Raw genomic sequence first — 20196 nt, forward strand, 5'->3', positions numbered from 1 at the left:
ACATCAGCGCGATGGCGTTAGCCGTTGACGAAGAGAAAGGCCCTTTGAATGTCCGATGCCCCGACGGTGAGCACCACGCCGGATCTGCACGAAGACGGATCGCCCGAGCGTCTGGCGATCGATACGATTCGCACGCTGTCGATGGATGCGGTGCAGGCCGCCAATTCGGGGCATCCCGGCACGCCGATGGCGCTCGCCCCGGTCGGTCACACGATCTGGACCAAGTTCCTGCGCTACGATCCGGCCACGCCCGACTGGCCCAACCGCGACCGCTTCGTGCTGTCGGTCGGCCATGCCTCGATGCTGCTCTATTCGCTGATCCACCTCGCCGGCATCGAAGAGATCGACAAAGACGGCAAGAAGAGCGGCAAGCTCGCGCTCAGCCTCGACGATCTGAAGGGCTTCCGCCAGCTCAACTCGAAGACGCCGGGCCACCCCGAATATCGCCACACCACCGGCGTCGAGACCACCACTGGCCCGCTCGGGGCTGGGTGCAGCAACTCGGTCGGCATGGCGATCGCCGAGCGCTGGCTCGCCGCGCGCTACAACAAGCCCGGCTTCACGCTTTTCGACCACGACGTCTACACCGTTGCCGGCGACGGCTGCATGATGGAGGGCGTCTCGGCCGAGGCGGCGTCGCTCGCCGGCCATCTCAAGCTTTCCAACCTGTGCTGGGTCTATGACAGCAACCACATCTCGATCGAGGGCGACACCGCGCTCGCGTTCGACGAGGACGTCGGTAAGCGTTTCGAGGCCTATGGCTGGAACGTCATCCATGTGAACGACGCAAACGACATCGCGGCGCTGACGGCGGCGTTCGACACGTTCCGCGCGACCACCGACAAGCCGACCTTCATCGTCGTCCACTCGATCATCGGCTGGGGCAGCCCCCGCGCCGGCAGCGAGAAGGCGCATGGCGAGCCGCTCGGCGAAGAGAATATCCGCCTCACCAAACAGGCCTATGGCTGGCCCGAGGACGCCAAGTTCCTCGTGCCGGACGGCGTCGCCGAAGCTTTCAAGGGCGCGATGACCGATCGCGGCGTGCCGCTGCGCGAGGCGTGGCAGGCCAACTTCGCCAAATATCACGACGAGCATCCTGAACTCGCCGCCGAACTCGACGATCTGTTCGCGAGCAAGCTGCCCAAGGGCTGGGAAGCCGCGCTGCCGACGTTCGATACCGACGCCAAGGGCATCGCCAGCCGCGATTCGGGCGGCAAGGTGCTCAACGCGCTGGTCAAGCAGGTGCCGTGGCTGGTCGGCGGCGCGGCCGATCTCGCGCCTTCGACCAAGACCGACATCAAGGGTGCGCCCTCGTTCGAGGCGGACAATTACGGCGGCAGCAACTTCCACTTCGGCGTGCGCGAACATGCGATGGGCGGCGTGGTCAACGGCATGGCGCTGTCATATCTGCGCGCCTACGGCTCGACCTTCTTCGTGTTCACCGATTACATGCGCGCGCCGGTCCGCCTCTCGGCGATCATGGAGCTGGGCGTCGTGTGGGTGTTCACCCATGATTCGATCGGCGTCGGCGAGGATGGCCCGACCCACCAGCCGATCGAGCATCTCGCGATGCTGCGCGCGACACCGGGGCTCGACACGATCCGCCCGGGCGACGCCAACGAAGTGGCTTACGCATGGAAGGCGGCAATGGAGGAAGGCGATCAGCCGACCGCGCTCGTCCTCTCACGCCAGGCGCTGCCGACGATCGATCGTGAGAAATATGCATCGGCCGAAGGTCTGATGAAGGGCGGCTATGTCCTCGCCGACAGCGAGAACCCGGAACTGATCCTGATCGCGACCGGCAGCGAAGTGTCGCTCGCCATCGCCGCGTACGAAAAGCTGGTCGAGCAGGGCATCGCCGCGCGCGTCGTCTCGCTGCCGAGCTGGCATCGCTATGAAGCGCAGGAGGCCGCCTACAAGGAGAGCGTCCTGCCCAAGTCGGTGCGCGCGCGGATCGCGATCGAACAGGGCGGCGAGATCGGCTGGGATCGCTATGTCGGTCTCGACGGCGCGACGATCACCATGTCGACCTTCGGCGCATCGGCGCCGCTCGCCAAGTTGCAGGACAAATACGGCTTCACCGTCGAGAACGTTCTCAAGGTCTCGCGCGCATTGCTCGGAAAGGACGCATAATGAGTCTCCTCAAGGATCTCGCCAGCCACGGCCAGGCCGTCTGGCTCGATTTCGTCGATCGCAAGTTCCTTGAGGCGGGCGGCCTCAAGAAACTGGTCGAGGAAGACGGCCTGACCGGCGTCACCTCCAACCCCTCGATCTTCGAAAAGGCGATGGGCTACGGCGACGCTTACGACGCCACGCTCGCCGAATATGACAAGGCGCATCCCGGCGCGGCGACGATGGATCGCTACGAAGCGCTCGCGATTGAGGACATCAAGGCCGCTGCCGAGACGCTGGCGCCGGTCTATGAGGCGAAACAGGCCAAGGACGGCTATGTCAGCCTCGAAGTGTCGCCGTATCTCGCCAATGATACCGATGCGACGATCGCCGAGGCGCAGAAATTGTGGGCTGCGGTCGATCGGCCCAACCTGATGATCAAGATCCCCGGCACCGCCGCCGGCGTGCCCGCCATCGCCGCGACGATCGCGGCTGGTATCAACGTCAACGTGACTTTGCTGTTCTCGAACTCGGCCTATCAGGCTGTGGCGCTTGCCTATGTCGAGGGCCTCGAACAGCGCGTGGCGGAAGGCCTGCCGATCGACCGGATCGCCAGTGTCGCCAGCTTCTTCGTCAGCCGCATCGACAGCAAGATCGACGACAAGATCGCCGCGCGCGTCAAGGATGGTGATCCCGAGAGCGAGGCGCTCAAGGCGATCCGTGGCAAGGTCGCCATCGCCAACGCCAAGCTGGCGTATGACTGGTTCCTCGAGTTCAGCAAAAGCTCGCGCTGGCAGGCGCTCGCCGCCAAGGGCGCGCAAGTCCAGCGGCTGCTGTGGGCTTCGACCGGGACCAAAGACCCGACCTTCCCCGACACGCTGTATCTCGACGAGCTGATCGGGCCGGACACGGTCAACACCGTGCCGCCCAAGACGCTGGATGCGTTCCGCGACCATGGCACCCCCGGCAACACGCTCGGCTCCGACATCGCCGGCGCGCGGCATGTGCTGTCCGAGGCGGAACGGCTCGGCCTCGATCTCGACGGCGTCACCGATGCGTTGGTCGAGGAGGGCGTCGCGTCCTTCTCCAAGGCGTTCGACGATCTGCTCGGCGCGATCGCGAAGAAGCAGCCGGCGGTCGCCTAATCGACTGCCGCATTGACCTGTTCCCCCGCGAAAGCGGGGGGCCAGAGTCACGCAGCGCCACGTTTGTTGCCCTGGACCCCCGCCTGCGCGGGGGAACGGCATTTCGAAACCTGTAGGAGTACCCTCATGAAGATCGGTATCATCGGCCTTGGCCGGATGGGCGGCAACATCGCGCGGCGGCTGATGCGCGCCGGCCACGAGACCGTGGTCTTCGATCGGGACGAGAAAGCGGTCGCCGCTCTGGTCGCCGATGGGTCGGTCGGCGCCGCCTCGCTCGCCGACATGCAGGGCAAGCTTGCCGATCCGGCGATCTACTGGGTGATGCTCCCGGCAGGCGATCCGACCGAGCAGACCGTGGCGACGATCGCCGACCAATGCGGCCCCGGCGGCATCATCATCGATGGCGGCAACAGCTTCTACAAGGACGATATCCGCCGCGCCAAGGCGCTGGCCGAGAAGCAGGTCCATTATGTCGATGTCGGCACCTCGGGCGGCGTCTGGGGGCTCGAACGCGGCTATTGCATGATGGTCGGCGGCGATCCCGAGACGATCAAGACGCTCGATCCGATCCTCGAAGCGCTCGCACCGGGCGTCGGCAGCATCCCGCGCACGCCGGGCCGCGACAATGATCTGGAAGATCCGCGCGCCGAAATGGGGTACATCCATGCCGGGCCGGCGGGCGCCGGGCATTTCGTCAAGATGGTCCACAACGGCATCGAATACGGGCTGATGCAGGCCTATGCCGAGGGTTTCGACATCCTCAAGGGCAAGTCCTCCGAACATCTGCCCGAGGACGAGCGCTTCGACCTCAACCTCACCGACATCGCCGAAGTGTGGCGGCGGGGCAGCGTGATTTCGTCGTGGCTGCTCGATCTCACCGCGATCGGTCTCGCCAAGGATCAGATGCTCGAACATTTCACCGGCAGCGTCGCCGATTCGGGCGAGGGGCAGTGGACGATCGACGCGGCGATGGAAGAGAAGGTGCCGGCCAACGTGCTCAGCGCGGCGCTGTACGCACGCTATCGCAGCCGGGTCGAGCATACGTTCGGCGACAAATTGCTGTCGGCGATGCGCTTCGGCTTCGGCGGCCATGTTGAAATGCCGCAATGAGCGGGGCCACCAAGGACGGCATTCGACTGTTCATCTCCGATCTCGACGGCACGTTGGTCGATCGGAAAAAGCAACTGACGGCGGGGACGGTCGCCGCAGTCGCCCGGCTCAAAGCGGCGGGGATCGGCTTCAGCGTCATCAGCGCGCGGCCACGTTCGGGGGTGCAACCGATCGTCGATGCGCTCGGCCTCGACGTGCCGATCGGCGCGTTCAACGGCGGCATCCTGTTCAAGCGCGACGGTACGATGCTCTCCGAACACCGCATCGCGCCGCACGTCGCGGCGGGTATGTTCGAACTGGCGCAGGGGCTCGATGTCGCGCCGTGGCTGTTCGCCGACGACCGTTGGTATGCGCTTGCCGAACAGGGGCCGCATTTCGACAGCGAGCGCGTGTCGGCGAACCAGTCGCCGATCGTGGTCACGGATTTTTCGCCGTATTACGATCGCGCCGACAAGATCACCTTCGTCAGCGATGAACCCGCGCTGCTCGCCGGCCTGCTCGACCGCGCGCGCGCGGCTTATGGCGATTCGGCGACGATCGCGCAGTCGCAGACCTATTATCTCGACGTGACCGCGACCGCCGCCAACAAGGGCGATGGCGTGGCGGCGCTGGCGGAAAGCTTCGGTGTGCCGCTGTCGCAGACCGCGGTGATCGGCGATCAGTTCAACGATCTGCCGATGTTCGCCCGCGCCGGCCTGTCGATCGCGATGGGGCAGGCGCCGGACGGTGTGAAGGCGCTCGCGCAGCACATCACCGGCGCGAACGACGCCGATGGCGTCGCGCAGGCGATCGACCAGATCATTCTAGCCTGAAGCGCAAGCTGCTCCCCTCCCTTCCAGGGAGGGGAGGCGGTTGCGCGTGCTGCTACCCGCACCAGCCAACCTCAGCGCGGCGTAAGCTTCACCAGCGCGCCGTCGTCCTGCAGCAGCCAGATCGCGCCGTCCGGCCCCTGCGCCACGTCGCGGATGCGGGTGTCCATCGGCCATTGATCGGCCTTGGTGGCTTTGTCGCCGTCGAGCTTCACGCGGATCAGGGCCTCGCCCGACAATGCCGCGATGAACATCGATCCCTTCCACTGCGGGAAAAGCGCGCCCGAATAGATCATCATGCCGCCGGGTGAAATCGATGGGTTCCAGAACACCTTGGGCGCTTCGAAGCCGTCGCCCGGTTTGTGGTCGGGAATGTCGGTGCCGTCGTAATTGTTGCCGTTCGACGCCTTGGGCCAGCCGTAATTCTTGCCGCGCAGGATCAGGTTGACCTCGTCGCCGCCCTTCGGCCCCATCTCGATCTCCCACAGCCGCCCGGCCGAATCGAACGCGAGGCCATAGGGATTACGGTGGCCCATGCTCCAGATCTCGGCGGGCGCGGTGTTCACGCCACCCTCGACCGGCTGTTGCGCGCCCTTTTCCTTGAAGGCCGCGCCGGTGTTGTCGGGCGGATCGAACACGGTGACGGTGGGCGTGCCGGTCCGCTGAGCAAACGGGTTGCCGGTCGCGGGCTTGCCGTCGAGCGAGAGGTGCAGAATCTTGCCGAGCTTCTGGTTGATGTCCTGCGCAGGCGTGAAGCGCTGGCGCTCGCCCGAGGACAGGAACAGCGATTTGCCGTCGGGCGCGAAGGCGATGTTGGCGCCGAACTGCCCGCCCTTGCCATCAGACCCCTGCCGCCACAGCACCTGCGTGCCCTGCAATTGCGTACCCACCAACGTCGCGCGCGCCAGCGCGAGCGCGGCACCGTGTGGGCGTGGTTCCGAATAGGTGAGGTAGATCGCGTGGCTCGATGCGAAATCGGGCGCGACCGCCACGTCGAGCAGGCCGCCCTGCGTGATCTCCTGCACCTTGGGGACGCCTGCCACGTCGCGGATATGGCCGCTCGCGTCGCGCAGCTTGAGCTTGCCCGCCTTTTCGGTGACGAGCAGGCCGCCATCGGGCAGGAACGCCATCGCGAACGGCGTATCGAACTGCGCCTGCTTGGTGCTGACGAACGGCGGCCCCGACTTCGCCGCGGTGGCGGAGGCGTTGCCGCCGGCGTTGGCGGAGGGGGAGCAGGCCGAGGTGGCGAGCAGCAGCAGCGCGAGCGGGCGAAGGATCATGTGATCCAAACTAGCGGCCTCGCGCCGTGTTCCCAAGTGGAAACGCGGAGGCGCTTGCCAGCCCATCGCGCTTGGCCTATATCACCGGCATATTCTCTACATCGTTATGGTGAAGAGGTCGGAGCCACCCGGTTCCGGCGACAATCCTGCTTGTTTGGAGCATCGATGGCGGACCCCGATCTGATCCGGGCCAAGCTGAACGCGTTGATCGACCCCGAGGCGAAGGCGCTCGGCTTCGATCTCGTGCGCGTCAAGCTGTTCGGCGCCGCGGGCGACCTCACCTTGCAGGTGATGGCCGAGCGCCCCGACACGCGCCAGCTCACGATCGACGATTGCGCGGAGCTGTCGCGCCGCATCTCGGATCGGCTCGACGAACTCGAAGAGCAGGGCAAGGATGTGATCGAAGAGGAATATCGCCTCGAAGTCTCATCGCCCGGCATCGACCGCCCGCTGACACGGCTCGCCGATTTCGCCGATTGGGCGGGGCATGAGGCGCGGATCGTGCTGGCGCAGCCGGTCGAGGGGCGCAAGCAGCTCACTGGCATCCTCAAGAGCGTCGATGGCGACCAGATCACTATCGACGTGCGCAAGCATGGCGACATGACGATCGGTTTCGCCGATGTCGGCGACGCCAAGCTGCTGCTGACCGACCGGCTGATCGCCGCGACCCGGCCGCTCTCGATCGAGGGCGCCGACGAGGAAGAGATCGTCGACGAAGATAATGACGCGCTGGAGAGCGCTGAAGATGAGGGACTGAACTGATGGCCACCGCCGTTTCCGCCAACAAGGCCGAGCTGATCGCGATCGCGAACGCGGTCGCCAGCGAGAAGATGATCGACAAGGGCATCGTCATCGAGGCGATGGAAGACGCGATCCAGCGCGCCGCCCGCGCCCGCTACGGTGCCGAGAACGACATCCGCGCCAAGCTCGATCCCAACAGCGGCGATCTGCGGCTGTGGCGCGTCGTCGAAGTGGTCGAGGCGGTCGACGATTTCTTCAAGCAGGTGAACCTCAAGGAAGCGCAGAAGCTCCAGAAGGATGCCGAGATCGGCGATTATATCGTCGATCCGCTGCCCCCGATCGAGTTCGGCCGTATCGCCGCGCAGGCCGCCAAGCAGGTGATCTTCCAGAAGGTCCGTGACGCCGAGCGTGACCGCCAGTTCGAAGAGTTCAAGGATCGCCAGGGCGAGATCATCACCGGCGTCGTCAAGCGCGTCGAATTCGGCCATGTTGTCGTCGATCTCGGCCGCGCCGAAGGCGTGATCCGCCGCGACCAGCAGATCCCGCGTGAAGTGGTGCGCGTCAACGATCGCATCCGCTCGCTGATCCTCAACGTGCGCCGCGAGAACCGTGGCCCGCAGATCTTCCTCAGCCGCGCGCACCCCGATTTCATGAAGAAACTGTTCGCGCAGGAAGTGCCGGAGATTTACGACGGCATCATCGAGATCAAGGCCGCCGCGCGTGATCCCGGCAGTCGCGCCAAGATCGGCGTCATCAGCCATGATTCGTCGATCGATCCGGTCGGCGCATGCGTCGGCATGAAGGGCAGCCGCGTTCAGGCGGTCGTGCAGGAAATGCAGGGCGAGAAGATCGACATCATTCCGTGGTCGCCCGACACCGCGACCTTCGTCGTCAACGCGCTCCAGCCGGCTTCGGTGTCGCGCGTCGTGATCGACGAGGAAGAGGATCGGATCGAGGTGGTCGTTCCCGACGATCAGCTCAGCCTCGCGATCGGCCGTCGCGGCCAGAACGTTCGCCTCGCCTCGCAGCTTACCGGCAAGGCGATCGACATCCTCACCGAGCAGGATGCGAGCGAGAAGCGCCAGAAAGAATTCGTCGAGCGCACCGAGATGTTCCAGAACGAACTCGACGTCGACGAGACGCTCGCGCAGTTGCTGGTCGCTGAAGGCTTCACCAACCTTGAAGAAGTCGCCTATGTCGAGGTCGACGAAATCTCGGGCATCGAAGGCTTTGACGAGGATCTTGCCGCCGAGCTGCAGAACCGTGCGACCGAGGCGCTCGAACGCCGCGAGGAAGCCAACCGCACGCTGCGCCGCGAACTCGGCGTCGAGGACGACCTCGCGACGATGCCGTATCTGACCGAGGCGATGCTCGTCACGCTCGGCAAGGCCGGTATCAAGACGCTCGACGATCTCGCCGATCTCGCCACCGACGAACTCGTCCAGAAGAAGCGCCAGGAACAGCGCCGCCGAAACGAAGAGGCGGCAAAGCGCTTCGAAACCCGCGCCGAGGATCGTGCCGGCGTGCTCGGCGAGTACGGCCTGTCGGACGAGCAGGGCAACGAGATCATCATGGCCGCGCGCGCGCACTGGTTCGATGACGAACCGGCTGCCGCGCCTGCCGAAACTCCGAGCGAGGAGGCGTAAGCCGGAATGCCGTTTGTCAGCATCCGATTGGCGGGCACCGCCACGCGCGAGCAGAAAGCGGGCGTCGTCGCCGACGTCACCGCCAGCCTCGTCGCGCGGCTGGGCAAGCCGGCGGCGGCTGTGCAGGTGGTGATCGAGGAAGTCTCACCCGAAAACTACGGCGCGGCCGGCCAATTGCTCGCCGACCGCGACGCCCCGAAACCCATCGTGCAGGAGGACGCACATGCGGAATCCCCACGATGAGGCGCTAGGCGCTCCGAAATCCCCCCTCCCGCACGCGGGGGGGGGTGGGGGAGGGCCTGTCGAAGGCGCGACTCCCCAGGACAGGCCCTCCCCTGACCCCTCCCGCAAGCGGGAGGGGAAAGAAGATCCTATCCGCCGCTGCATCCTCACCGGCGACCGCGCGCCGCGCGAGGCGCTGGTGCGGCTCGCGCTGTCGCCCGACGGCGCGGTGCTGCCCGACGTGCGCGCCAAGGCGCCGGGGCGGGGCGCGTGGATCGGCGTGACGCGCGCAGACCTCACAACCGCAATCGCCAAGGGCAAGCTGAAGGGTGCGCTCGCGCGCGCCTTCAAGACCGGGCCGATCGCGATACCGGCCGATTTGCCCGAACGACTCGTCGCCGCGCTCGAACGCGCCGCGCTCGACCGGCTCGGGCTCGAGTCGCGTTCCGGCACATTGCTGACCGGCTCCGAAAAGATCGAGGCCGCCGCGCGCTCGGGCCAGCTTCACCTGCTGCTTCACGCTTGCGATGCCGGCACCGACGGCAACCGCAAGCTCGACCAGGCCTGGCGAGTCGGGCGCGATGAAGAAGGAAGTGTTCTCAGGGGCTTGGTTTTGCCGGTGCCGCGCACCACATTGGCCGTGGCGCTTGGACGGCAGAATGTGGTACATATCGGCCTGACGGAGCGTGATGCCGCCGCGCGCGTGGAAGAAGCGCTCCACCGCTGGCTGCATTTTCTCGGACCCGACCCCATCCTCTCGCCTTGCGAAACGGCCTCGCAGGGCGCATCGGCGTCGCCACACGACGCCGGGGCAGAGATTTCAGGGCCGGAGCCCGATGCCGATACGACGTTACGAGGAATTTGAGTGAGCGATACCGATAACGAGAAGCCGAAACTTGGCATGCGCCAGCCACTCGGGCTGAAGCGCACCGTCGAGACCGGCGTGGTCAAACAGAGTTTCAGCCACGGGCGTTCGAACAACGTCGTGGTCGAGGTCAAGCGCAGCCGCACGCTGCGCCGCCCGGGCGAGGCTGAGCCCGCACCCGCCGCGCCGGCCGCACCCGTAGCCGCGCCGCAGGCGCGGGCCCCGCAGGCGCGTGCGCCTGAGCCGCGTCCGGCACCCGTGTCGCCCGCCAACTCGCTGCTGTCGCGCCAGGAACTCCAGGCCAAGCTGCTGCGCGAAGCCGAAGAGTCGCGGATGAACGCGCTCGAGGAAAATCGCCGCCGCGAAGAGCGTGCGCGCCTCGACGCGATCGACGAGGAACGCCGCCGCGCCGAGGAGCGCGCCCGCGCCGCCGAAGCGCCGGCCCCGGCTCCTGCGCCCGAGCCCGAGCCTGCGAAGCCCGAGCCCGTCGTGGAAGCGCCGGCGCCCGCGCCCGCGCCGGTTGTCGAAGCGCCTGCTGCGCCAGCCCCGGCGCCGGTCGTCGCTGCGCCAGCCCCCGCGCCGGTTCAGGCCGCAGCCCCGGCTGCGCCGGTTCGCGCGCCCGTCGCGCCGCCAGCACCCCCGGCGCCACCTGCGCCGCTGACGATCACGCTCGACTCGAGCCTGCCCGCACCGCGCCTGTTCACCCCCGTCGCGCGTCCCGAACGGCCACGTCCGGCGCCGCCACCCCCGCCAGCACCCGCTCCGGCGGCGAACACGCCGGCCAGCACGACCGCATCCGCTGCGCCCTCGGGCGTCGGCGCGCCGAAGCGCCCCGGTGCCGAGCCGCCGCGTCCGGTCCAGCGGGATCGCAAGGGCGATGACCGCCGCACCGCCGGCAAGCTCACGGTCAACCGTGCGCTCGGCGACAGCGATGGTGCGCGTGCGCGCAGCCTCGCCGCGCTCAAGCGCGCGCGGGAAAAAGAGCATCGCCGCATGGGCGGCCCGCGCGAGGTGCAGGCCAAGCAGGTCCGCGACGTGCAGGTTCCCGAGACGATCACCGTGCAGGAACTCGCCAATCGTATGGCCGAGAAGGGTGCGGACCTCGTCAAGACTCTGTTCAAGATGGGTAGCCCCGTCACGATGACGCAGACGATCGACCAGGATACCGCCGAACTGCTCGTCACCGAATTCGGCCACAACATCGTGCGCGTCAGCGATTCGGACATTGATCTCGCGATCGAGACCGACAGCGACGACGAAGCGGCACTGAAGCCGCGTCCGCCGGTCGTCACGATCATGGGCCATGTCGATCACGGCAAGACCAGCCTGCTCGACGCGTTGCGCGGCACTGACGTGGTGCGCGGCGAGGCGGGTGGCATCACCCAGCATATCGGCGCCTATCAGGTGACGCTCAAGGACAAGTCGAAGATCACCTTCCTCGACACGCCGGGCCACGAGGCCTTTACCGAGATGCGCGCGCGCGGCGCCAACGTGACCGACATCGTCGTGCTCGTGGTCGCGGCGGATGACAGCATCAAGCCCCAGACGGTGGAGGCGATCAACCACACCAAGGCGGCCGGCGTGCCGATGATCGTGGCGATCAACAAGGTCGATAAGCACGACGCCAACCCGCAGAAGGTGCGTGAGGCGCTGCTCCAGTACGACGTCGTCGTCGAAGAGATGTCGGGCGACGTGCAGGACGTCGAGGTTTCGGCGCTCAAGAAGACCGGGCTCGACAATCTGATCGAGAAGATCCAGCTTCAGGCCGAATTGCTCGAACTGACCGCCAACCCCGACCGTATGGCCGAGGGCGCGGTGATCGAGGCCAAGCTCGACAAGGGCCGTGGCCCGGTCGCGACGGTCCTCGTCAACCGTGGCACGCTCAAGGTCGGCGACGTGTTCGTCGTCGGCGCCGAGAGCGGCAAGGTCCGCGCGATGACCAACGACAAGGGCCAGCAGATCAAGGAAGCCGGTCCTTCAATGCCGGTCGAGGTGCTCGGTCTCTCGGGCGTACCGCGCGCGGGCGATCTGCTCTCGGTGGTCGAGAACGAGGCGCGCGCTCGCGAGGTCGCCGAATATCGTCAGAGCGTCATCACCAACAAGCGCACCACCTCGGTTCCGGCCAGCCTGGAGAGCATGTTCTCCGCGCTCAAGGACAAGCAGGCGATCGAATATCCGCTCGTCGTCAAGGCCGATACGCAAGGCTCGGTCGAGGCGATCGTGTCGTCGATCAATAAGATCTCGACCGCGGACATCAAGGCGCGCGTGCTGCATTCGGGCGTCGGCGGCATCACCGAGAGCGACGTGACGCTGGCAGGTGCTTCGGGCGCTCCGATCATCGGCTTCAACGTCCGTCCGAACGCCAAGGCACGCGAGATCGCCGAGCGCCAGAAGGTCGCGTTCAAATACTACGACGTGATCTACGATTTGATCGACGAGATCCGCGCCGGCATGGCGGGCGAACTCGGGCCGGAAGCGTTCGAAACCGTGGTCGGCCGCGCGGAAATCCGCGATGTGTTCTCGGCAGGCAAGCACGGCAAGGCGGCGGGTCTGCTCGTCACCGAAGGCAATATCCGCAAGGCGCTCAAGGCGCGTATCACGCGGGCGGATGTCATCATCTACCGGGGCGAAATCGCTTCACTGCGGCGCTTCAAGGACGATGTTGCTGAAGTTCGGGCGGGTCTGGAGTGCGGCGTGACCTTCACGCAGAACTTCGTCGACATCAAGCCGGGCGACTTCCTCGAAACCTTCGAGGTCGAACTGCGCGAACGGACGCTGTAAAAACAAAGCCCTCTCCCCTCCGGGGAGAGGGTTGGGAGAGGGGCAGTCACAGGCGGTATCGTTTGATACTGCCCCTCTCCCCGACCAGTTTTGAGGGCGCGAGGGGGCGATCGTGCCCCCGGCACGATCTAAACGCTGCCGGGGGCAGCGTTTACCCCTCGCTCCCACAAAACTCCCCAGAGGGGAGAGGGAGAAGAAGTAGATGAAACCAGCCGAAACCCCCGAAAACCGTTCCGTCCGCCTGCTCCGTGTCGGCGAGCAGGTGCGCCATGCGCTCAGCGACATCCTGATGCGCGGCGACGTGCATGACGACACGCTCGCCAAACATGCGGTGACGATCACCGAAGTCCGCATGTCACCCGATCTGCGCCACGCGACCTGCTTCGTGAAACCGCTGCTCGGCAAGGACGAGGAAGCGGTGCTCAAGGCGCTGCGCACCAACACCGCCTATCTCCAGCGCGAGGTCGCCGGGCGCGTACAGACGCGCTACGCCGCCAAGCTCAAGTTCGTCGCAGACGAGAGCTTCGACGAAGGCAGCCACATCGATTCGCTGCTACGCGCGCCGCATGTCGCGCAAGACCTGACCAGCGACGACGATTAATGGCGATCATGGCTGTTCGGCGGTAATTTCGCCGGCGGCTTTGACTATCAACGCTTCGATCGCCCCTTCCGGCGTTGGTCCTGAGGCGATCCAGGACGGTGGGTCTCCCCAGAAACACGCAGCTTCGATATCACCCGCCGAAGGCCCATATTCGAGAACCCAGTCGATCCGCGAGAGGTCGCTTTCGCGATCCGACGCACGAGCGACGGCGATCCACTCACCATTGCAGTAGCAACCCGTGTAGCGATCTTGCGTGATGACCACCGGATATAGCGCTGGTGGAATCGATCTGGACATAATCCTGTCTTCCGCATCATTGGCTCTATGGCCAAACTCTACTTCTACTACGCATCGATGAATGCGGGCAAATCGACCAATCTGCTGCAGGCCGATTTCAACTATCGCGAGCGCGGCATGCGGACCTTGCTGTTCACCGCCGCGATCGATGATCGGTTCGCGGCGGGGACGATCACCTCGCGGATCGGGCTCGCGGCCCCGGCGCTCGCCTTCGATACGACGACCGATCTCGCCGCCATCACGCTGGCGCAAGATCAGCCGCCGGCGTGTGTGCTGGTCGATGAGGCGCAGTTCCTCACCGCCGTCCAAGTCGATCAGCTCGCGCGGCTGGCCGATCGGCATGGCATTCCGGTGCTCGCTTACGGCCTGCGCACCGATTTTCGGGGCGAATTGTTCGATGGTTCGGCGCGGCTGCTCGCGCTCGCCGATTCGCTCGTCGAGATCAAATCGGTCTGCGAATGCGGGCGCAAGGCGACGATGAACCTGCGCGTCGATGCTGCCGGGCGCGCTGTCACCCACGGGACGCAGACCGAGATCGGCGGCAATGATCGCTACATCGCCTTGTGTCGCCGCCATTTCACCGAACGCGCCGCTTCTGCCTGAGCGCGAAAGCGGCTAGGCGCGCAGCGATGCATGGCTGGATCATACTCGACAAACCGCTGGGACTGGGTTCGACGCAGGGCGTTTCGGCGGTCAAGCGCGCGCTGCGGCAGGGCGGCTACGGCAAGGCCAAGGTCGGCCACGGCGGCACGCTCGATCCGCTCGCGACCGGCGTGCTGCCGATCGCGGTGGGCGAGGCGACCAAGCTCGCCGGGCGGATGCTCGACAGCGACAAGGTCTATGATTTCACGATCCGCTTCGGCGAGCAGACCGACACGCTCGACGCCGAGGGCAAGGTAATCGCCACCAGTGATGTGCGGCCGACCGGCGCAGCGCTGGCGGCGGTACTGCCGCGCTTCACCGGGCCGATCGAGCAGGTGCCGCCAGCCTATTCGGCGCTCAAGGTGGACGGCGAGCGCGCTTATGACCTAGCGCGTGCGGGGGAGGAGGTTGTGCTGGCGACGCGGGCGGTGACGATTCATAGCCTCACCGTCGCCCCGGCGAAGGCCGGGGCCGCTGCGTCGCTTGGCGATCCGGCTGCCCCACACGCAGCGGCCCCGGCCTGCGCCGGGGCGACGATGGAATCGGCCACCCTCACCGCGCACGTTTCCAAAGGCACCTACATCCGCAGCCTCGCGCGCGACATCGCGCTCGCGCTCGGCACCGTCGGTTACGTGACGATGCTCCGCCGCACCAAGGCAGGTCCGTTCGATCTCTCCCAAGCGATATCGCTGGACAATCTCTACGAACACGCTAAGGCGCGCACCCTTGAACAGATACTCCTGCCGTTGAGGGCGGGGCTGGACGACATCCCGGCTCTATCCCTCACCCCCGACCAGGCAGGGGCGCTCCGACAGGGGCGTGTGCTGGCCGGGATCGCCGCTGAAGATGGCCTCCATTTCGCGCTGCTGGGTGACACACCCGTCGCGCTGGTCGAGGTCGGGTACGGAAACGTCCGGGTCGAACGCGGCTTCAACCTGTAGAAGATGTCGAAGGAAACACTATGACGATCACCGCAGAACGCCGCCAGGAACTCATCAAGGAACACGGTCGCGCCGAAGGCGATACCGGCAGCACCGAAGTCCAGGTCGCGATCCTCACCGAGCGTATCCGCAACCTGACCGAGCATTTCAAGGGCCACGCCAAGGACAACCATTCGCGTCGCGGTCTGCTCATGATGGTCAACAAGCGCCGCTCGCTGCTCGACTATCTCCGTCACAAGGATGGTCAGCGCTACACCGATCTCATCGCGAAGCTCGGTCTTCGCAAGTAAACGAAAGGGCGTCCTTCGGGGCGCCCTTTTTCAAAAGCCTCAAGCCCCGCGCGCCGAAATGGTGTATGCGGTTCAGCAAGCCCCGGCGTGTCGCCGGGGACGAGACGGGAAACCGGCAATTCGGCCGACGTGTCCCAATCGGGGAGCCAAGATAGGCTCCGAACCGCGCGGACCGGTCAAGTCCGCAGACAGGCCCCGGCGCGCATAGGGCGCCCCGGAGTGAAGGAAATCTCATGTTCGATACCAAGACCACCAGCATCCAGTGGGGCGGCAAGACCCTCACGCTGGAAACGGGCCGCGTTGCCCGCCAGGCTGACGGCGCGATCCTCGCGACGCTCGGCGAAACCGTCGTTCTCTGCGCCGTCACGGCGGCGCGCTCGGTGAAGGAAGGGCAGGACTTCTTCCCGCTCACCGTCCACTATCAGGAAAAGTACAGCGCGGCCGGCCGTATCCCCGGCGGCTTCTTCAAGCGCGAGCGCGGCGCGACCGAGAAGGAGACTTTGGTCTCGCGTCTCATCGATCGCCCGATCCGTCCGCTGTTCCCGGAAGGGTTCTACAACGAGATCAACGTGATCTGCCAGGTTCTCAGCTATGATGGCGAGAACGAGCCGGACATTCTCGCGATGGTCGCCGCCTCCGCTGCGCTGACGATCTCGGGCGTGCCGTTCATGGGCCCGATCGGCGCCGCACGCGTCGGCTATGTCGATGGCGAATATATCCTCAACCCGACCAACGAGCAGATCAAGGCCGGCGATCTCGAACTCGTCGTCGCCGCCACCGGCGATGCCGTGATGATGGTCGAATCCGAAGCCAAGGAGCTTTCGGAAGAGGTCATGCTCGGCGCGGTGCAGTTCGCGCACAAGGCCTGCCGCGAGGCGGTCAACGCGATCATCGATCTGGCCGAGCAGGCTGCCAAGGACCCGTGGGAAATGGCCCCGCAGGCCGATCTGTCGGCCGCCAAGGACAAGCTGAAGAAGCTGATCGGCAAGGACATTGCCGCCGCCTATAAGGTGACCGACAAGTCCAAGCGTTCGGGTCTGCTCAACGAGGCGCGCGCCAAGGGCAAGGCTGCCTTCGCCGATGCCGCCCCGCAGGACCAGATGGCTGCCGGCAAGCTGATGAAGAAGCTGGAAGCGGAAATCGTTCGCGGCGCCATCCTCAAGGACGGCACCCGCATCGACGGCCGCAACACCAAGCAGATCCGTCCGATCGAGGCGATGGTCCACTTCCTGCCGCGCGCGCACGGCTCGGCGCTGTTCACGCGTGGCGAGACGCAGGCGATCTGCACCACCACGCTCGGCACCAAGGATGCGGAGCAGATGATCGATGGGCTGACCGGCCTTTCGTACGAAAACTTCATGCTCCACTACAACTTCCCGCCCTATTCGGTCGGTGAAGTCGGTCGCTTCGGTGCGCCGGGCCGTCGTGAAGTCGGCCACGGCAAGCTCGCCTGGCGCGCGCTGCATCCGGTGCTGCCGTCGAAGGACGAGTTCCCGTACACGATCCGCGTCCTGTCGGACATCACCGAGTCGAACGGCTCGTCGTCGATGGCGACGGTCTGCGGCGGTTCGCTGTCGATGATGGACGCCGGTGTGCCGCTCAAGCGCCCCGTCTCGGGCATCGCGATGGGCCTGATCCTTGAAGGCAAGAACTATGCGGTTCTCTCCGACATCCTCGGCGACGAGGATCACCTCGGCGACATGGACTTCAAGGTCGCTGGCACCGAGGCCGGCATCACCACGATGCAGATGGACATCAAGATCGCCGGCATCACCGACGAGATCATGAAGGCCGCGCTCGATCAGGCGAAGGAAGGCCGCGCGCATATCCTCGCCGAGATGAGCAAGGCTTTGTCCTCGACCCGCACCGAACTGTCGGCGCACGCACCGCGCATCGAGAGCTTCTCGATCGACAAGTCGAAGATCCGTGAAGTGATCGGCACCGGCGGCAAGGTGATCCGTGAGATCGTCGCCACCACCGGCGCGAAGGTCGACATCGATGACGAGGGCGTCATCAAGGTGTCGTCGTCCGATCCGGCGCAGATCGAAGCCGCGATCAAGTGGATCAAGGGCCTCGTCGAGGAAGCCGAAGTCGGCAAGGTCTATGACGGCAAGGTCGTCAACCTGGTCGATTTCGGGGCGTTCGTGAACTTCATGGGCGGCAAGGACGGTCTCGTCCACGTCTCGGAGATCAAGAACGAGCGCGTCGAGAAGGTCTCGGACGTCCTCAAGGAGGGCCAGGAGGTCAAGGTCAAGGTTCTCGAGATCGATCCGCGCGGCAAGGTTCGCCTGTCGATGCGCGTCGTCGATCAGGAAACCGGCGCCGAGCTGGAAGACTCGCGCCCCGCACGCGAGCCGCGTGAAGGCGGCGACCGTGGTCCGCGCGGCCCGCGCCGTGACGGCGACGGCGGTCGTGGCGCCCCGCGTGGCGACGGTGGCCGTGAGGGCGGACGTGGCGGCGAAGGTCGCGGCGGCGATCGTGGTCCGCGCCGCGAAGGCCGTGCGCCCAAGCGTGAAGGCGGCACCGAGGACGGCCCGGCGCCCGAGTTCGCACCCGCGTTCCTGACCGGCGACCGCGACTGATCCTTCGCAGCTTGCGATACCGAAAAAGGCCCGGGGGAAACCCCGGGCCTTTTTTTGTGCGGCTGCGAAGCGGCAAGCGAATCAGGTGACTGGCGCCACCTCAAGGAACGCCGCGCGAACCATCTCGTTGGCGACGGGCTTGGCGAGGACGCGCGCGGGCGGATCGCACGGCGCGCACTGCTCGGGCGAGCCGGTGATGTAGATCACCGGCACCGGCCCGATTTCCTCGACGATCACCGCCACCGCCTGCGGCCCTGTGCCCTCACGCAACATCACGTCGGACGTGATGACATCAGGCCGCCTGGCGCGCGCTTCGGACACGGCTTCGTGCTCGGTTTCGGCGAAAGCGAAGCTGGTGGCGCCGGCCGCCGCGAGCATGTCCTGCAGGTCGAACGCCAGCAACGGCTCGTCCTCAATGATCAGTACATGACACATTATTGCGTCTCCTTTGCCGATCCATAACGCAGGTAAAGTTGAAACGGACGCACAGCCGTGGCGATTTCGCGAGTCGGATTGACTTTCCGCACCGCAGCGTACATATCTGCCGCACCGATGCGTCTTGCAGCGTGATCGAAACCGCAAGGTTCGGGCTCCGCTTCGGTATTATCGCTAGGCTTCCCTTTTCACGCGGGGCGTCATTTTCCCCCGCCACCCTTGCGCGTCCTCGCGCCGGGGCAGGCATGATATGTGGACTCTACCTTCATGACTTTCGCCAAACTCGGCCTTGCCGAACCGCTCGTCCGCGCGCTCGAAGCAAAGGGCTATTCGACCCCAACGCCGATCCAGCAGCAGTCGATCCCGATGCTGCTCGAAGGCCGCGATCTGCTCGGCATCGCGCAGACCGGCACCGGCAAGACCGCCGCTTTCGTGCTGCCGTCGATCCAGAACCTGATCGCCAACGACAAGCGCATCCTGCCGACGCATTGCCGCATGCTCGTGCTCGCGCCGACGCGTGAGCTCGCCAGCCAGATCGCCGACAGCGCGCGCGATTACGGCAAATTCTCCAAGATGAGCGTCGCCACCGTGTTCGGCGGCGTCAGCATCAACAAGAACCGCCAGGACATGAGCCGCGGCGTCGACATCCTCGTCGCCACGCCGGGCCGTCTGCTCGACCTGATCGAGCAGCGCTTCGTCAGCCTCGCCACGCTGGAAATCCTCGTCCTCGACGAAGCCGACCAAATGCTCGACCTCGGCTTTATCCACGCGCTCAAGAAGATCGTGCGGATGCTGCCCAAGCAGCGCCAGACCCTGTTCTTCTCGGCGACGATGCCGGCCGCGATCCGCGATCTCGCCGATCAATTCCTGACCGATCCCGCCACCGTCAAGGTCGCGCCGGTCGCCTCGACCGCCGAGCGCGTCGATCAGTTCATCACGTTGGTGAACCAGTCGGAGAAGCAGGCGCTTCTCACGATCCACCTGCGCAACCCCGAGATCGAGCGTTGCCTCGTCTTCACGCGCACCAAGCACGGCGCCGACCGCGTCGTGAAGCTGCTTGCCGCCAACGGCATCGCCTCCAACGCGATCCACGGCAACAAGAGCCAGCCGCAGCGCGAGCGTGCGCTCGGCGAATTCAAGGCGGGCAAGGTCAAGGTGCTGATCGCAACCGACATCGCCGCACGCGGCATCGACGTGTCGGGCGTCAGCCACGTCTTCAACTTCGAACTGCCCAACGTGCCCGAGCAGTACGTCCACCGCATCGGCCGCACCGCGCGCGCCGGCGCATCGGGCGTGGCGATCAGCTTCTGCGCGGATGACGAGAAGCCGTTCCTGCGCGACATCGAGCGGCTGACCAAGATCAAGCTGACCCCGCTGCCGCTGCCGGCCGATTTCACCGCCGAGCAGGCCCGCATCAAGGCGGCGCGTCCGGCTGGTTCGGACACGCCCGAGCGGCGCGTCGATGATTCGGGCCGTCACCGTCAGGGTCCGCGCGCCACGCATTCGGCACGCCCGACCGGCGAACGGCCGGCGGGTGGCGCGGGTCGCCCGGCCGGCGGTGCTGGTCGTCCCGGTGGCCAGGGTCGTCCCGGTGGCGGCGGTGGCCGTCCCGGCGGCCCCGGTGGTCCGCGTCGGCAGTCGTCGGGCGGCGGTGGCCGGCGCTCGCCTGCAGCGGGCTGATCGACACTCGGGAGCCG

18 protein-coding genes are annotated in these 20196 nt (G+C 66.0%); 15 read left to right on the plus strand and 3 right to left on the minus strand.

All coding sequences use genetic code 11. The annotated features are described in order from the left end of the window. Positions 1 to 48: 48 nt before the first annotated feature. The 4 genes from tkt to EWE75_RS04840 all read left to right on the plus strand — a co-directional run bounded on the left by tkt (position 49) and on the right by EWE75_RS04840 (position 5179). Positions 49 to 2133, plus strand: a complete 2085-nt coding sequence (tkt, locus tag EWE75_RS04825; protein ID WP_130155558.1) for a transketolase — start codon at positions 49 to 51, stop codon at positions 2131 to 2133. Beyond that, positions 2133 to 3257: a transaldolase gene (tal, locus tag EWE75_RS04830; RefSeq protein ID WP_130155559.1), complete on the plus strand. Its 1125-nt coding sequence runs from the start codon at positions 2133 to 2135 to the stop codon at positions 3255 to 3257. Before tkt ends, tal begins: the two co-directional genes overlap by 1 nt. 126 nt (positions 3258 to 3383) lie before the next feature. Then, positions 3384 to 4367, plus strand: a complete 984-nt coding sequence (gnd, locus tag EWE75_RS04835) for a phosphogluconate dehydrogenase (NAD(+)-dependent, decarboxylating) (RefSeq protein WP_130155560.1) — start codon at positions 3384 to 3386, stop codon at positions 4365 to 4367. Then, positions 4364 to 5179, plus strand: a complete 816-nt coding sequence (locus tag EWE75_RS04840) for a Cof-type HAD-IIB family hydrolase (RefSeq protein ID WP_130155561.1) — start codon at positions 4364 to 4366, stop codon at positions 5177 to 5179. Before gnd ends, EWE75_RS04840 begins: the two co-directional genes overlap by 4 nt. Before the next feature lie 71 nt (positions 5180 to 5250). Here the strand turns inward: EWE75_RS04840 and EWE75_RS04845 are convergent, their stop codons facing one another. Then, positions 5251 to 6456 (minus strand): PQQ-dependent sugar dehydrogenase, encoded by a 1206-nt coding sequence (locus EWE75_RS04845; RefSeq protein WP_130155644.1) that lies wholly within the window; start codon positions 6454 to 6456, stop codon positions 5251 to 5253. Between the two features lie 165 nt (positions 6457 to 6621). Here EWE75_RS04845 and rimP point away from each other — a divergent pair, with 165 nt between their 5' ends. The 6 genes from rimP (at position 6622) to rbfA (ending at position 13312) form a co-directional block, all read left to right on the plus strand. Next, positions 6622 to 7218, plus strand: a complete 597-nt coding sequence (gene rimP / locus EWE75_RS04850; protein ID WP_130155562.1) for a ribosome maturation protein RimP — start codon at positions 6622 to 6624, stop codon at positions 7216 to 7218. Beyond that, positions 7218 to 8843, plus strand: coding sequence for a transcription termination factor NusA (gene nusA / locus EWE75_RS04855; RefSeq protein WP_130155563.1), 1626 nt, complete (start codon positions 7218 to 7220; stop codon positions 8841 to 8843). Before rimP ends, nusA begins: the two co-directional genes overlap by 1 nt. 6 nt (positions 8844 to 8849) lie before the next feature. Continuing rightward, a complete protein-coding gene (locus EWE75_RS04860; protein WP_130155564.1) occupies positions 8850 to 9086 on the plus strand; it encodes a tautomerase family protein in 237 nt (78 codons plus the stop codon). Beyond that, a complete protein-coding gene (locus EWE75_RS04865; protein ID WP_130155565.1) occupies positions 9067 to 9930 on the plus strand; it encodes a DUF448 domain-containing protein in 864 nt (287 codons plus the stop codon). The genes EWE75_RS04860 and EWE75_RS04865 overlap by 20 nt, the downstream gene beginning before the upstream one ends. Beyond that, a complete protein-coding gene (gene infB / locus EWE75_RS04870) occupies positions 9931 to 12711 on the plus strand; it encodes a translation initiation factor IF-2 (RefSeq protein WP_130155566.1) in 2781 nt (926 codons plus the stop codon). 202 nt (positions 12712 to 12913) lie between these two features. Continuing rightward, positions 12914 to 13312 carry a 30S ribosome-binding factor RbfA gene (gene rbfA / locus EWE75_RS04875; RefSeq protein ID WP_130155567.1) on the plus strand — a complete coding sequence of 133 codons (399 nt, stop codon included), beginning with the start codon at positions 12914 to 12916 and terminating at the stop codon, positions 13310 to 13312. 6 nt (positions 13313 to 13318) lie between these two features. On the opposite strand, the gene EWE75_RS04880 is transcribed toward rbfA, so the two are convergent. After that, complete coding sequence (locus EWE75_RS04880) at positions 13319 to 13609, minus strand: hypothetical protein (protein ID WP_130155568.1); 291 nt, start codon at positions 13607 to 13609, stop codon at positions 13319 to 13321. A gap of 27 nt (positions 13610 to 13636) precedes the next feature. Here EWE75_RS04880 and EWE75_RS04885 point away from each other — a divergent pair, with 27 nt between their 5' ends. From EWE75_RS04885 to pnp, 4 genes are all read left to right on the plus strand, one after another. Then, entirely contained in the window at positions 13637 to 14212 is a 576-nt protein-coding gene (locus EWE75_RS04885; protein ID WP_130155569.1) for a thymidine kinase, read from the plus strand. Positions 14213 to 14238: 26 nt separating this feature from the next. Then, a complete protein-coding gene (gene truB, locus EWE75_RS04890) occupies positions 14239 to 15192 on the plus strand; it encodes a tRNA pseudouridine(55) synthase TruB (protein WP_130155570.1) in 954 nt (317 codons plus the stop codon). A gap of 20 nt (positions 15193 to 15212) precedes the next feature. After that, a complete protein-coding gene (gene rpsO, locus EWE75_RS04895) occupies positions 15213 to 15482 on the plus strand; it encodes a 30S ribosomal protein S15 (protein ID WP_069203587.1) in 270 nt (89 codons plus the stop codon). Positions 15483 to 15715: 233 nt separating this feature from the next. Beyond that, entirely contained in the window at positions 15716 to 18064 is a 2349-nt protein-coding gene (gene pnp / locus EWE75_RS04900; protein ID WP_130155571.1) for a polyribonucleotide nucleotidyltransferase, read from the plus strand. A gap of 81 nt (positions 18065 to 18145) precedes the next feature. Here the strand turns inward: pnp and EWE75_RS04905 are convergent, their stop codons facing one another. Beyond that, positions 18146 to 18499, minus strand: a complete 354-nt coding sequence (locus EWE75_RS04905) for a response regulator (RefSeq protein ID WP_130155572.1) — start codon at positions 18497 to 18499, stop codon at positions 18146 to 18148. A 267-nt stretch (positions 18500 to 18766) separates the two neighbouring features. Here EWE75_RS04905 and EWE75_RS04910 point away from each other — a divergent pair, with 267 nt between their 5' ends. Beyond that, a complete protein-coding gene (locus tag EWE75_RS04910; protein ID WP_130155573.1) occupies positions 18767 to 20179 on the plus strand; it encodes a DEAD/DEAH box helicase in 1413 nt (470 codons plus the stop codon). The last annotated feature ends 17 nt before the right edge of the window (positions 20180 to 20196 follow it).

The organism is Sphingomonas populi (genome assembly GCF_004208535.1).
Taxonomy (GTDB): Bacteria; Pseudomonadota; Alphaproteobacteria; order Sphingomonadales; family Sphingomonadaceae; genus Sphingomonas; species Sphingomonas populi.

Coding starts and splice junctions, on each gene's coding strand:
- tkt (WP_130155558.1), top strand. CDS start 49: ATGTCCGATGCCCCGACGGTGAGCACCACGCCGGATCTGCACGAAGAC.
- tal (WP_130155559.1), top strand. CDS start 2,133: ATGAGTCTCCTCAAGGATCTCGCCAGCCACGGCCAGGCCGTCTGGCTC.
- gnd (WP_130155560.1), top strand. CDS start 3,384: ATGAAGATCGGTATCATCGGCCTTGGCCGGATGGGCGGCAACATCGCG.
- EWE75_RS04840 (WP_130155561.1), top strand. CDS start 4,364: ATGAGCGGGGCCACCAAGGACGGCATTCGACTGTTCATCTCCGATCTC.
- EWE75_RS04845 (WP_130155644.1), bottom strand. CDS start 6,456: ATGATCCTTCGCCCGCTCGCGCTGCTGCTGCTCGCCACCTCGGCCTGC.
- rimP (WP_130155562.1), top strand. CDS start 6,622: ATGGCGGACCCCGATCTGATCCGGGCCAAGCTGAACGCGTTGATCGAC.
- nusA (WP_130155563.1), top strand. CDS start 7,218: ATGGCCACCGCCGTTTCCGCCAACAAGGCCGAGCTGATCGCGATCGCG.
- EWE75_RS04860 (WP_130155564.1), top strand. CDS start 8,850: ATGCCGTTTGTCAGCATCCGATTGGCGGGCACCGCCACGCGCGAGCAG.
- EWE75_RS04865 (WP_130155565.1), top strand. CDS start 9,067: ATGCGGAATCCCCACGATGAGGCGCTAGGCGCTCCGAAATCCCCCCTC.
- rbfA (WP_130155567.1), top strand. CDS start 12,914: ATGAAACCAGCCGAAACCCCCGAAAACCGTTCCGTCCGCCTGCTCCGT.
- EWE75_RS04880 (WP_130155568.1), bottom strand. CDS start 13,609: ATGTCCAGATCGATTCCACCAGCGCTATATCCGGTGGTCATCACGCAA.
- EWE75_RS04885 (WP_130155569.1), top strand. CDS start 13,637: ATGGCCAAACTCTACTTCTACTACGCATCGATGAATGCGGGCAAATCG.
- truB (WP_130155570.1), top strand. CDS start 14,239: ATGCATGGCTGGATCATACTCGACAAACCGCTGGGACTGGGTTCGACG.
- rpsO (WP_069203587.1), top strand. CDS start 15,213: ATGACGATCACCGCAGAACGCCGCCAGGAACTCATCAAGGAACACGGT.
- pnp (WP_130155571.1), top strand. CDS start 15,716: ATGTTCGATACCAAGACCACCAGCATCCAGTGGGGCGGCAAGACCCTC.
- EWE75_RS04905 (WP_130155572.1), bottom strand. CDS start 18,499: ATGTGTCATGTACTGATCATTGAGGACGAGCCGTTGCTGGCGTTCGAC.
- EWE75_RS04910 (WP_130155573.1), top strand. CDS start 18,767: ATGACTTTCGCCAAACTCGGCCTTGCCGAACCGCTCGTCCGCGCGCTC.